Source organism: Streptomyces niveiscabiei, from assembly GCF_033794345.1.
Classification (GTDB): domain Bacteria; phylum Actinomycetota; class Actinomycetes; order Streptomycetales; family Streptomycetaceae; genus Streptomyces; species Streptomyces niveiscabiei.
Genome location: NZ_JARAYJ010000019.1, coordinates 70,846 through 84,921, shown reverse-complemented (window position 1 = coordinate 84,921; position 14,076 = coordinate 70,846). Strand labels below are relative to the sequence as shown.

Genomic DNA, 14,076 nt, shown 5'->3' with positions numbered 1-14,076 from the left:
GACGCGGAGTCTTCGATGCTGGAATCTGGTACTCGATTTGTACGGCTTTCTCCCGAGCGGCTCGCCGGTGTGCGGCGGCGTACCGGGGGCGATCACTCCGACCGGGCCATCAGTGAAGCGTGCGCCGTCGGGCTGGAGTTCTGGGCCGGCGGGGTCAGCCCCGAGGGCATCGAGCTGACGTCGGCGACCCTCTTCACCGACGTACTCGCCTGGGTCGGGAACCCCGCAGGGGAGGCGTACGACATTCCCGTCCCCGACGGTGTCGAGCCCGGCGACGCGCAACTCGCCCTCGACGACCTCGCCGACTTCCCCGACCGCCCGCTGGGCACGATCGCGCCCTCCAGCGTGGCCGCGCGGCTCGCGCTCCTCGCGGAGTGGAACGACAACCGGGCCGACCGGGACCGTCCGACGATCGTCGAGATGTTCCGGGAGCAGGCGCGGACGCGGCCGGACGAGATCGCGGTCGTCGACGAGCACCGCACCCTGACGTACCGTCAAGCGGCCGAGCTGTCCAGCCAGTTGGCGCACCACCTGATCGAGCGCGGGCTCACCGATGAACAGGTCGTCGGCATCTCGCTGGGCCGCTCCGCCGAGATGGTCGTGGGCCTGCTCGCGGTCCTCCAGGCGGGCGGCGCCTTCGTTCCGCTGGACCCCCAGTGGCCGGCCGCGCGCCGGGCCGTGGTGATCGAGGACGCGCGGGCCGTCCTCCAGCTCAACCCGACGGGCGAGCACGAGGAGGCCGAACCCCCCGCCGTGGCGGTCGACTTGGGGCAGTGGGCGTACGCCGCGTACCCCGCCGACGGCACAGGCGTCACCCCGCCCGGTGACGGACTCGCGTACGTGATCTTCACCTCCGGCTCGACCGGCCGCCCCAAGGGCGCGATGATCCGGCACGAGGCGATCAGCGAGCGCCTGCTGTGGCAGGTGAACGAGATCCTGCACTTCGGCCACGACGACGCGTCCCTGTTCAAGGCGCCGCTGTCGTTCGACATCTCCATCAACGAGATCTTCCTCCCGCTGGTCAGCGGCGGACGCCTGGTCGTCCTGCGCCCCGGCGGCGAACGCGACCCGCACCACCTGCTGAGCGTCATCGCCGAACAGCGCGTCACCTTCACCTACTTGGTGTCGTCGATGCTGGACGTCCTGCTGGAGATGGCCGGCGACTCGGGGAAGCTGGACAGCCTGCGCCACGTGTGGTGCGGCGGCGAGGTCCTCACCCCGGAGCTGTACGAACGGTTCCGCACGAAGCTCGACATCCCGATGTACCACGGTTACGGCCCCGCCGAGACGACCATCGGCGTCTCCCACGTCATCTACCGGGGCCGGGCCGGACGCCTCACCACGTCCATCGGCAAGGCCAACCCGAACACGCAGCTCTACGTCCTGGACAACGAACTGCGGCCGGTCCCGGTCGGCGTCGGCGGCGAACTCTACGTCGGCGGCTTCCTGTTGGGGCGCGGCTACGTCAACGCGCCCGGCCTGACCGCCTCCCGCTTCGTCGCCAACCCCTTCGCGGACGACGGCTCCCGCCTCTACCGCACCGGGGACCTGGCCCGCTTCACCCCCGACGGCTCCCTCGACTTCCTCGGCCGCGTCGACAACCAGATCAAGATCCGGGGCATGCGCCTGGAGATCGAGGACGTCGAGGTCGGCCTCGCCGAACACCCCGGCGTCCGCTACACGTGCGTCGTCGCGAAGAAGAACTCGGCGGGCGGCACCTACCTCGACGGGTACGTCATCCCCGCCGCCGGACACGAGACGCTCACCGGCGACGAGATCAAGGCGTGGGCGGCCGAGCACATGGTCGAGTACATGGTCCCCACGCACGTCGTCGTGATGACCGAGTTCCCGCTCACCGCGAACGGCAAGCTGGACCGCAGGGCCCTGCCCGAACCCGAGGTCCGCACCGGCACCATCGTGCCGCCCGCCACCGACAACGAGCGGATCGTCTGCGCGGCCGTCGCGAAGGTGCTGCGCCTCGACGAGGTCGGCGTCAACCAGGACATCTTCCAGCTCGGCGGCGACAGCATCCTCGCCATCTCCCTGCTCGGCGCACTGCGCGAACAGGGCCTGCACGTCACCGCCCGCCAGATCTTCACGCACAGCGTCGTCGGCGCGCTCGCCGCCGTCGCGAGCCGCGAGGACGTGTCCGCGACGGACCACGCGGACGTCCCGACCGGCACCGTCAACGGCTCGCCCATCGTGCGCTGGCTCGGCGAGACCACGGACGCCGTCGACGGGTTCGTGCAGTCCGTCGTCCTCAACACCCAGGCCGAACTCACCGAGGACGCCCTGGAGTCGGCGTTCACCGCGCTCGCGGAGCGCCACGACATGCTGCGGGCCCGGCTGGTGCGCGGCGAGCAGTGGGGCTTCGAGGTCCCGCCCGCCCGCAGGGCTTCTGTGGACTGGCAGGAGAGCGACCTGGACCTGGCGGACTGCGTCGCCCTCGCCACCGCCGGGCTCGACCCCGACGACGGCGTGATGCTGCGCGCGGTCTGGCGCCGCACGGCACGCCAACTCGTCCTCGTCGCCCACCACGTGATCGTCGACGGCGTCTCCTGGCGCGTCCTGCGCGAAGACCTCGCGACCGCGTGGAACCAGTACAGCTCCGGCGCGAACATCGAACTCCCGCCCGTGGGCACGTCGTTCAGGCGCTGGACGCAGCTCCTGGAGCGCGCCGCCTTCGACGCCGATCGCGCGTACTACGAGCGGGAGCTGCCGGGCCCGGACCAACTCCTCGGCAGGCGGGCCCTGTCGGACACCGACACCGTGGCCGGCGAACGCGTCCGGGTCCTCACCACCGACCCGAAGACCACCGCCGCGCTCCTGGGCGAGATCCCCGCGAAGTTCCACGCGGGCGTCAACGACGTCCTGCTCACCGCCCTCGCCGTCGCGCTCTCCCGGTTCCGCGAGGAGCGCGGCCAGGAGCAGACGTTCGCGCACATCGAGCTGGAGGGGCACGGCCGCGAGGCCCGGTTCGTCGCGGACTCCGCCGGGTTCGAGCCCGAACTGTCCCGTACGGTCGGCTGGTTCACGACCCTGTTCCCGGTGACCGTCGACCCCGGCACCACCGAGGACCTCGCCGCCGCCCTCAAGGCAGTGAAGGAAGACCTCGCCGCCGTCCCCGGCAACGGCCTCTCCTACGGCGTCCTGCGCCACCTGCACGGCGCCGGCTTCACCGCCCCCGCGCCCCAGGTCCTCTTCAACTACCTGGGCCGCTTCGACGCGGGCGCCGACGGCGACTGGGAACTCGCCGGGGCCACCGACCAGTTGGGCGAGAAGCGCGACCCCGCCATGCGGCTGCCGCGCGCCCTGGAGTTCAACGCGATCGCCGAACCCGACGCCGACACGGGCGAGTTCCAGCTCGTGACCACTGTGTCCTGGCCGTCGGGCGTGTTCACCGAGGACGACATCACGGCCCTCGGCGACCACTTCCAATCCGCCCTCACCGGACTCGCCGCGCTGGAGACCGGCGGCCACACCCCCAGCGACTTCGACCTCGTCCCGCTCACCCAGGCCGACGTGGACGCCTACGACGGGCCCCGGTTGAGGGACATCCTGCCGCTCACGCCGTTGCAGGAAGGTCTCTACTTCCACTCGGTCTTCGACGACGACTCGTCCGGCGCCTACGTGGAACAGCAACTCCTCACCCTGGAAGGGGAGGTGGAACCCGACCGCCTCAAGGCGGCGGCCACCCGCCTCCTCGACCTCTACCCCAACCTCGCCGCCCGCTTCACCGCCCTCGCCGACGGCCGCGTGGTCTCCGTCCTGGAGAGCGGCGTCGAAGCGCCGTTCACCGTCCTGGACCGGCCCGGCATCACCGACGCCGAACTCCGCGACCTCGCCGAGCGCGACCGGCGCGCCGGATTCGACCTGGCGGCGGGCCCGTTGATGCGGTACACCCTGGTCCGCGCCACGGACCGCACGGTGCTCGTCCAGACCGTGCACCACATCATCGCCGACGGCTGGTCCGTCCCGCCGATGCTGCGCGCCCTCCTCGCGGAGTACCACGCGCCCGGCAGCGTCTACCCGATCGGCGGCTTCGCCGACTACGTCCGCGCCCTCGCCGGACGCGACGCCGCCGAGACCGACCGGGTCTGGCGCGCGGAACTCGACGGCTTCACCGGCGCCTCCCTGGTCGCCGAGGGCCACACGCCCTCCGACACCTTCGCCGAGGTCTCCGCGCCGGCCGCCGTCGAGACGCCCGGCGTACCCCTGAGTGTCGCCGTGCACAGCGCCTGGGCCGTCACCCTCGGCGGCGTCCTGCACAGCACGGACGTCGTCTTCGGCTCCACGGTCTCCGGCCGCGACGCCGACGTGCCCGGCATCGCGGACATGGTCGGCCTCTTCATCAACACCATTCCGGTACGCGCCCGTTGGGACGCCCGCACCACGGCCGGCGACCTGCTCGCCGCCGTCCGCGAACACCAGAGCGCGGTCCTCGCCCACCAGCACGTCTCCCTCTCCCGGATCGGCGCGGGCGCTCTCTTCGACACGCTCGTCGTGTTCGACATAGCGACCGACGTCACCGCCCTGCGCCGCCCCGGCGACACCCTCGCCGTCACGGAGATCGTCAACGAGGGCGCCCCGCACTACCCGTTGACCCTGGTCGTGGAACGCGACCGCTTCAACCTCATCTACGACGCCGAGGCGCTGGGGGAGCGCGACGCCCGCACCGTCCTCGACACCTTCACCTCCACGCTCACAGCGCTGCTCGCCGACCCGGACGCCCTGGTCGCCGGCGTGCGTTCCGCAGCGCCCTCGGTCGAACGGACCTCTCTCGGCGCCCTCTTCGACACCGCCGCCCGACGCGATCCGGACGCCACGGCCGTCACCCAGGTCGCACTGGACGGCACGACCCGCTCCCTCACGTACGGCGAACTCCTGGTCGCACAAGGCGAGTTGGCCCGCGCCCTGCGCGCCGCCGGCGTCGGCGCGGGCAAGCGGGTCGCCGTCGCCGTGCCCCGCTCGGTGGAACAGGTCGTCGCGCTGCTCGCGGTCGTCAGCGCGGGCGGGGCATACGTCCCGCTCGATCTCGCCTACCCGGACGAGCGGCTGGAGCACATCCTCACCGACTCCGCCCCGCAGGTCGTCCTCGTGGACGGCGAACACCGCGCCCGGTTCACGGAGTTGCTGGCACGGACCGGTGTCGACGCCCGGGTGATCGTCCAGGGTGACGAACTCCCGCTGGACAGCGAGCCGTTCGAGGTCGGCTGGCACGACCCGGCGTACGTCATCTACACGTCCGGCTCGACAGGACGGCCCAAGGGCGTCGTCGTCCCGCACTCCAGCGTCGTGACGCTGCTCGCCAACACGCGGCCCGCGATGGGCTTCAGGCCCGATGACGTGTGGGTGCAGTTCCACTCCTACTCCTTCGACTTCGCGGTCTGGGAGCTGTGGGGGGCGCTGCTGCACGGGGGTGAACTGCTGGTCCCCGAGTACGGGTTGACGCGCTCGCCGGTCGACTTCCACCGGATGGTGCGCGAGCGGGGAGTGACGGTGTTGAACCAGACGCCGTCCGCCTTCTACCAGTTCGTCGAGGCCGACCGGCAGGCCGGGGAGGCGTTGCCCGCTCTGCGCCGGGTGATCTTCGGCGGCGAGGCGCTCGACCTCGGGCGGCTTCGGGGGTGGGTCCAGCGGCACGGCGTTCAGTCGCCCGAGCTGGTCAACATGTACGGGATCACCGAGACGACCGTGCACGTCACCCACCGGGTGCTGACCGACGAGGACTTCGCAGCGGACGCCAGCCCGATCGGGGGGCCGATCCCGGGGCTCGTGACCTACCTCCTCGACGACCGGCTGAAGCCGGTGCCGCCGGGCCGGGTGGGGGCGATCTACGTCGCCGGGGACCAGGTGGCCCTGGGGTACCTCGGGCGGGCCGGGCTCACGGCGGGGCGGTTCGTCGCCGATCCGTTCGCCGGGGACGGGTCGCGGATGTACCACACCGGGGACCTCGCACGCCGGACGCTCGGCGGGGAGCTGGAGTTCGCCGGGCGAGCCGACGACCAGGTCCAACTCAAGGGGTTCCGGATCGAGTTGGGGGAGGTCGAGGCCGCCGTACGCGAGATCGACGGGGTGACCGATGTCGCCGTGACCGTCGCGGACAGCGGGGACCACCTCGTCGCGCACGTCGTCGGGCGGGCGCCCGGCGACCTGGCCGAGCGGCTCGCCGCGAAGCTGCCGGTGCACATGGTGCCGGGGCGGGTACTGGCCGTGGACGCGCTGCCGTTGACGGTGAACGGGAAGCTGGACCGGAAGGCGCTGGTGGCGCGGGCGGCCGAGGAGTCCGGGGGTGCCATCGGGAGTGCGGGTGCCTTCGAGGGCATCGGTTCCGCCGGATTCGAGGGCTCGGGTGTCGCTGTTGGCCTGGGCGCCCCCGACGGCACCGGCAATGCCCACGCCCTCGACGCCCTGATCCGCATCTTCGCCGACACGCTCCCCGGCACCGGCACCGGCACCGGCACCGGCATCGACGCCGACACCGACTTCTTCCGGGCCGGCGGTGACAGCATCGTCGCCATCACCGTCATCAACCGGGCGAGGGCGCTGGGCCTGGCCATCGCACCCCGGGACGTCTTCCTCCTGCGGACACCCCGTGCGCTGGCGGAGCGCGTGAGCGTCCCCGTAGCCCCGAAGGCGACGCCGGTCGTCGCGCAGGACGGCCCGCTCGTCCCGACCCCGATCATCCTCAGGCAGCGCCAACTCGGCGGCTCCCTCGCCAGGTTCGCCCAGGCGAGGACCCTCACGGCCCCCGATGGCACCGGATTCGCGGACGTCGAACGCGCGGTGAAGGCCGTCGTCGCGGCCCACCCCGCGCTCCGGCTCCGCCTGACCACCGAGCACGGAGTCTGGACGCTCACCACCGAACCCGACGCCGAACTCACCCTCATACGCGGCACATCGACCCCGACGGCCGCCGCCGCCGACCTCGCCGACCGCCTGGACCCCGAGGCCGGACGCGTCGCCGGGTTCGCCTGGCTGGCGGAGAGCCGAACCCTCGTCGCGGTCGTCCACCACCTCGCCGTGGACGCCGTGTCGTGGCTGATCCTCCTGGAGGACCTGGCAACGGCCCTGACCGGCAAGGCCCTTGCGCCGCCGACGACGCCGTACGCGCAGTACGCCGAAGCCCTCGCCACACGGCAGGACACCGCCACCCTCGGCCACTGGATCACCACCCTCGAAGCCTCCCAACTGGTCGACGAAACGGGCGAGTTGCGCGAGAGGACGGCTGTCCTCGACACGGACACCACCGACCGCCTCACCCGAACCGCCCCCACGGCCCTGGGAGTCGGCCTCACCGAACTCCTCGTCGGCGCCCTGCGCGCCGCGCTGACGGAGATCCAGCCCGAACCGACAGATCTGGCCGTCGAGTTGGAACGCCACGGCCGGGTGCCCGTCCACGCCGACCACGACTACACCCGAACCGTCGGCTGGTTCACCTCCATCGCCCCGGTCCGCCTCACCGCGCACACCGACCCCGTCCAAGCCGCCCGCGAGGTCGCCGAGCGGCAGCCGGACGAGGAAGGGCACGTCGCGTACGGCCGCCTGAGGTACCTCGACCCGCAGACGGCCCCGCTGCTCACCGCCCGCCCCCAGGTGCTGTTCAACTACCTGGGCCGGGGCAGCGAATCACAGGCACTCCACATCGCGGGCGCCGACCAGGGCAGCCCGTACGCGGTCGAGGTGAACGCCTGGGTCGAACAGGACGGCCTGCACGCGGAGTTCATCCTCGCCGAAGGTGTCCCGGACACGATCACCGACGCGTGGACGACGGCCCTCACCCGCATCGCCGACGCCTCGACGACCGCCGAACGCACCGCACCGGTCACCCCCCTCCAGCGCGGCCTGTACTTCCAGGCCCAGTTGGCGGGCCAGGCCGGGCACTACGTCGCCCAGAGCTGGTTCACCTTCGAACGGCGGCTCGACGCCGACCGGTTGGCGGACGCGATGGCCCAGGTCATCGACCGGCACCCGGTCGTGGGCGCGGGCTTCACCACCGACGACGACGGCAACCCGGTCCAAGTCCTCAAGGCGGGCAGGCGCGTCGACGTCCGGACGGTCCAACTGGCCTCCGAGGCAGAGGTGGACGCCTTCCGGGCGGCGGACCGCGACGCGGGCTTCGACCCCGGGGAACCCCCGCTGATCCGGCTCACGATCATCGAACTCCCCGACGGCCGCGACGGGTTGCTGTTCAGCTACCACCTCCTGCTGTGGGACGGCTGGTCCCGCGAGATCGTGCTGAGGGACCTGTTCGACGCGTACGCCGGTGACCTGACCCAGGTCCCCGCGCCCAGCTTCGAGGAGTACGCGCGGACCCTCGCCGCCCGCGACACCGCCGTCTCCGAGCGATTCTGGGCCGAGCAGCTGGCCGCCCTCCCCGGACCGACCCTCCTGGCCGGCCCGGCCCCCGAACTGTCGGCGGAGCTGCCCCCAACCCTCGTACACACCCTGTCCCTCGATGACTCCGACCTCCTGCGCGAGGCCGCCAAGGCGCACGGCGTCACCCTCAACTCCGTCCTCACCGGCGCCTTCGGGCTGCTGCTCGGCGCGCACACCGGCCGCAGTGACGCCGTGTTCGGCGTGACCGTGTCCGGGCGCGAGGGGGAGGGGCTGGACGAGATCGTGGGCGTCCTGCTCAACACCGTGCCGATGTGGACCCGGGCCCGCGCCCAGGACTCGGTGCGGGAGTACCTGGAGGGCGTGCAGTCGGCGCGGGTCGCGGCGATGGAGCACGAGCACCTCGGGCTCGGCGAGATCCAGCGGGCCAGCGGCCACGACACCCTGTTCGACAACCTGTTCGTGCTCCAGAACTTCCTGGACATGGACGCCTTCGCGGAGATGAACGCACGGCACGGCATCGTCGAGGTCAAGGCCGACGACTCGACGCACTACCCGTACACGTGGGTCGTGACGCCGGGCGACCGGCTGACGGTCAAGCTGGAGCACCGGTACGGGAGTTCGGACAGCGCCCGGCGGCTGCTGGACGGCTACCTGAGCGTCCTGCGCGACCTCGCCCGCGCGAGCGGACCCGTCGGCGCGCTGCCGGGACTCGGCGCCACGCCCGTACCCGGCGAGAAGACCGACATCACCACGGACACGGTCGTCGACCGCTTCGACCAGGCCGCCGCGCGCAATCCGGAACGGCTCGCCCTCGTCGCCGACGGCAAGACCCTCACCTTCGCGCAACTGCGGGACCGCAGCCGCGAGGTGGCCGGTGTGCTCGCCGGGCGCGGGATCGGCCCCGAGACGAACGTCGGGCTCGCGATCCCGCGTTCGCTGGACTCGATCGTCGCCCTGTTCGCCGTCCTGCGGGTCGGCGCGGCCTACGTGCCGCTGGAGCTGGACCACCCGGACGAGCGGATCGCGGCGATCGTGGCGGACGCGCGGCCGGACGTCATCCTGACCGTGTCCTCGGTGTCACCCCGCCTCAGCGGCGAACTCATCGAGCTGGACCGGCCGTTGCCGGACGCCGAGCCGTTCGTGACGTTCACGCCGGACGACCCGAACCGGCTGCGGCACCCGGCGTACACGATCTACACCTCCGGGTCGACCGGCAGGCCCAAGGGTGTGGTGACCGAGTACGCGGGTCTCACCAACATGCTGATCAACCATCAACGCCGCATCTTCGAGCCGGTGTTGGCGCAGCACGGGCACCGGGTGTTCCGGATCGCGCACACCGTGTCGTTCGCGTTCGACATGTCGTGGGAGGAGCTGCTGTGGCTCGCCGACGGGCATGAAGTCCACATCTGTGACGAGGAGTTGCGCCGGGACGCGCCCCGACTCGTCGCGTACTGCCAGGAGTTCGGGATCGACGTCGTCAACGTCACCCCGACCTACGCGCAACAGCTCGTCGCCGAGGGCCTGTTGGACGACCCGGACCGGCGGCCCCCGCTGGTCCTGCTCGGCGGGGAGGCGGTGACGCCGACGCTGTGGCAGCGGCTCGCCGAGACCGAGGGGACCGTCGGCTACAACCTGTACGGGCCGACCGAGTACACCATCAACACGCTCGGCGTCGGCACGTTCGAGTGCGCCGACCCGGTCGTGGGCGTCGCCATCGACAACACCGACGTCTACGTCCTGGACCCATGGCTGCGCCCCCTCCCGGACGGTGTCCCCGGCGAGTTGTACGTCTCCGGCGTCGGCATCGCGCGCGGCTACCTCGGCCGCCGGGGCGAGACCGCGCACCGGTTCGTGGCCTGCCCGTTCGGGGCGCCCGGCGAACGCATGTACCGCACCGGGGACCTGGTGGTGCGGCGGCCCGACGGCAACCTCATGTACCTCGGCCGCACCGACCAGCAGGTCAAGATCCGCGGCCACCGCGTCGAACTCGGTGAGGTGGAGGCCGTGTTCGCCGCGCACCCGGCCGTCCGGTTCGTGGCCGCCGTCGCGCAGCCCGACCCGCAGGTCGACGGCGCGTACCGGCTCGCCGCGTATCTCGTCCTGGACGGCGCCGAGTTGGCGGACGTCGCGGCCGAAGTCTGCGCCGGACTCCCGGACTTCCTGCGGCCCACGCACTACGCGCAGGTCGACGGCATCCCGCTGACCGTCAACGGGAAGGCTGACACGAAGGCGCTGCCCGAGGCCCGGCCGCTGGGCGCGCTGACGACGGCGGGGGAGCGCGGACCCGAGACCGAGACCGAGTCCCTGGTCTGCGAGTTCTTCGCCGAGGCCCTGGACCTGGACGACGACGAGGTGAGCGCGGTGAGCGACTTCGTGTCCCTCGGGGGACACTCGATGCTGGCGGTACGGCTGATCGGCCTGCTCCGCCGCGAGTTCGGCCCCGTCGTGACCATCCGAGACCTGTTCACCCTGCGCACCCCCGAAGCGATTGCCCGCCACCTCGATGACAACTCCTGACCTCCAGCAGCCCCGCACCGGGGCCGGCATCCTGCGCACCGCGCTGCGCCGCAACGTCGGCGCGATGGCCGGCGGCACCCTCCTCATGGGCCTCTACCAGGCCGGGGAGACCGCCTTCCCCATCGCGCTCGGCCTCATCGTCGAACACACGATGCGCGAGCGGAGCCTCGACAAGCTCGGCATCTCCATCGCCGCGCTCGCCGTGATCATCACGACGGTCTCGCTGTCGTGGCGGTTCGGGATGCGCATCCTCCAGAAGGCCAACACGACCGAGGCGCACCGCTGGCGCGTGGAGGTCGCCGCCTGCGGCCTTGAGCCCGTCGCCCGCGACGTCGACCTGAAGTCCGGCGAGGTCCTCACCGTCGCGACCGAGGACGCCGACCAGACCGCCGACATCATCGAGGTCGTCCCCCTCCTCATCAGCTCCGTCGTCTCCCTCCTCATCGCCGCCGTCGCGCTCGGCCTGGCCGACCTGCGGCTCGGGGCGCTGGTCATCGCCGGGTCCGCCGCGATCCTGACCGTCCTGTCGGTCATGTCGAAGCGGATCGGATCGAGTACGCAGGAGCAGCAGGCCCGCGTCGCCCGCGCGGGCGCGAAGGTCGCCGACCTCATCACCGGCCTGCGCCCCCTGCACGGCTTCGGCGGCAACCACGCGGCCTTCCGCTCCTACCGGGCGGTCAGCACGGAGGCCAGGCAGCAGGCGGTCACCGTCGCCCGCGTCAACGGCGTGTACGCGGGCACGGCCCTCGCCCTCAACGCGGTCCTCGCCGCCGCCGTCACCCTCACCGCCGGGTGGCTCGCCTTCGAAGGCCGCATCAACATCGGTGAGTTGGTGATGGCCGTCGGCCTCGCGCAGTTCATCATGGAGCCCCTGAAGCTCTTCTCCGAGATGCCGAAGTACGTGATGATCGCCCGCGCCTCGGCCGCCCGCATGTCCCTCGTCCTCTCGGCCCCGCCCGTGATGACCTCGGGCACCGAAACACCCTCCGCAGGCGGGGACTTGGAGATCGACTGCGTCCGCTACGGCACGCTGCGCGACCTCACGTTCCAGGTGAAGGCGGGGGAGTTCGTCGCCATCGCCGCGTACCAGCCGCGCGCGGCGGCCGACTTGGTGTCCCTGCTCGCGGTGAACGTCCCACCGGACGGGTACGAAGGGGAGGTTCGCGTCGACGGGTCCGCGCTGGGGGACCTGTCGGTGGCGGGGGTGCGCGAGCAACTGCTGGTGAACCCCTACGACGGCGAGATCTTCGCCGGGACCCTGCGCACCAACATCGACCCCTCGGGGACCAGCCGTACGGTCGACGAGGCGGTCGAGGCGTCGCTGCTCACCGACGTCGTCGCCCTGCACAAGGAGGGCCTCGACCATCCCGTCCGCGACCGGGGCGCCAACCTCTCCGGCGGCCAGCGTCAACGGCTGTCGCTGGCACGGGCGTTGGCCGCCGACACGGACGTACTTGTGCTGCACGACCCGACGACGGCGGTGGACGCGGTCACCGAACAGCTCATCGCCCGCCGGGTCGCGGATCTACGGAGGGGGCGTACGACGCTGGTGATCACCAGCAGCCCGGCACTGCTGGACGCCGCCGACCGGGTACTCGTCCTGAACGAGGGCACGGTCACGGCGGAGGACACACACCGGAACCTGCTGGCGACGGACGAGGAGTACTGCGCGGCCGTGGCGCGGTGAGGGAAGGGGAGCCGGGGTGAGGTCCCTGCCTCACCCCGATACCGACCCCCTCCCTCACCCCAACAGCCACCCCACGTCCCGCACCAGCGCCCCCCGCCACCCCGCCCGGTCGTGATCCGCCGCCGCCCGCGACACCCGTACCCGCGCCCCGGCCTCCGCCACCAGCCCCTCCACCAGCTCGCAGTGCGGCAGCATCGCCCGCTCGTGCTCGCCCACGTCGAACGCGACGCGCAGCCCGTCCAGCGGCCCCGCTTCCCGCACCCGTGCCGCCATCGAACCGCCGGCCACCCCGCCCAGCGGATCAGCGGCGCCCACAGCCTCCGGCGTCCACCAGAACGACCCCGACTGACATGCCACGCTGGACACCAACTCGGGGAACTCCAGGGCCGCGTAGAGCGCGCTGAGCCCGCCGAAGCTCTGGCCGACGGCCACGAGCCGCGAGAGGTCGGCCGGTACCCCCGACTCGGCCACCAGCGGCAGCAGTTCGTCCCGGACCGCCTCCCACAGCTCGGGGCGGCACGTGTACTCGGTCTCGCGGTCCTTGGCCGGGAGGAAGGCGAGGGTGACCGGCGGCAGCTCGCCGGCCTCGAAGGCGGCGTCGAACGCGGTGGTCGCGGGATGCAGGTACAGCCAGTCGTCGCCGTCCAGCAGCAGCACCAACGGCCCGCCCCCGCCCACGGGATGGAGCCGGACGGTACGCCGCCCCCCGAGCCGCTCGCTCGTCCACCGCACCCGGGCCCGCGGCACCGGCAGCACCGCGTCCGCGCCCACGGCGGGCCAGTACGGCTGCGCCGGGGCGTCCGGCGTCGAGGCGATCGACCGGTCGCCCCCGGCGCCGAAGGGGTTGAAGGGATCGGCGTGCGCGTCCTCGCCGACCAGGAACCGGTAGGTGACGCGCAGGCGTTCAGGCATCGGGACCTCGGCGTACCAGCAGTCCGTGTCGGCCCAGCGGGTCAGCGGGACCGGCCCCGACCAGCTCTCGAACTCGATGCGGGCCGCGTCGCCGCGCCACAGGAACAGGGTGCGCCAACCCCCCTCGGCAGGCGCCGACTTGGGCCCGTCGACGGCCGCCCAGAACGCGTCGGTGCCGACCTCGCCGTGGAGCCCGTACTCGGTGAAGGCGTTGTCGGCCACGGCAGGTGTCTCCTTGTGAGAGGGGAGGGGACAGACTAGGCTCAGCTTCGATTAGGCGAGCCTAACCTAACGTTGACGTCCGTTTCCAGGAGGCCCGGAACATGAGCACGAACCCGTTCGACGACACCGAAGGCCGCTTCCTGGTCCTGGCCAACGACGAGGGGCAGCACTCGCTGTGGCCGTCCTTCGCGGAGGTTCCCGGCGGCTGGACGGTCGCGTTCGGCGAGGACTCCCGGGAGGCGTGCCTGGCGTACGTCGAGGCCAACTGGACGGACCTGCGCCCGCGTTCACTGGCGGGATGAGGCGCGGGGGTCGGATTTGGCTGCGATCTTAGGTAAGGCTAACCTTACGTCGCTCGGCGAGACGGCAGTGCTCGTGCGACGCGACAGAGGAAGGAC

At 72.0% G+C, this 14,076-nt stretch carries 4 protein-coding genes; 3 read left to right on the top strand and 1 reads right to left on the bottom strand.

Translation table 11 applies throughout. From position 1 onward, the window contains the following. Positions 1 to 15: 15 nt before the first annotated feature. Both PV682_RS25080 and PV682_RS25075 read left to right on the top strand, forming a co-directional pair. A complete protein-coding gene (locus PV682_RS25080) occupies positions 16 to 10,857 on the top strand; it encodes a non-ribosomal peptide synthetase (RefSeq protein WP_319733569.1) in 10,842 nt (3,613 codons plus the stop codon). After that, entirely contained in the window at positions 10,844 to 12,544 is a 1,701-nt protein-coding gene (locus PV682_RS25075) for an ABC transporter ATP-binding protein (RefSeq protein WP_319733567.1), read from the top strand. Before PV682_RS25080 ends, PV682_RS25075 begins: the two co-directional genes overlap by 14 nt. Positions 12,545 to 12,598: 54 nt before the next feature. Here PV682_RS25075 and PV682_RS25070 read toward each other — a convergent pair whose 3' ends face one another. Further along, positions 12,599 to 13,678 (bottom strand): alpha/beta hydrolase-fold protein, encoded by a 1,080-nt coding sequence (locus PV682_RS25070; protein WP_319733565.1) that lies wholly within the window; start codon positions 13,676 to 13,678, stop codon positions 12,599 to 12,601. 101 nt (positions 13,679 to 13,779) lie between these two features. Here PV682_RS25070 and PV682_RS25065 point away from each other — a divergent pair, with 101 nt between their 5' ends. Beyond that, positions 13,780 to 13,980, top strand: coding sequence for an MbtH family protein (locus tag PV682_RS25065; RefSeq protein ID WP_319733563.1), 201 nt, complete (start codon positions 13,780 to 13,782; stop codon positions 13,978 to 13,980). Positions 13,981 to 14,076: the final 96 nt, after the last annotated feature.

Bases quoted from the DNA above. Each gene is read 5' to 3' on its own strand.
- PV682_RS25080 (WP_319733569.1), top strand. From the start codon at position 16: ATGCTGGAATCTGGTACTCGATTTGTACGGCTTTCTCCCGAGCGGCTC.
- PV682_RS25075 (WP_319733567.1), top strand. From the start codon at position 10,844: ATGACAACTCCTGACCTCCAGCAGCCCCGCACCGGGGCCGGCATCCTG.
- PV682_RS25065 (WP_319733563.1), top strand. From the start codon at position 13,780: ATGAGCACGAACCCGTTCGACGACACCGAAGGCCGCTTCCTGGTCCTG.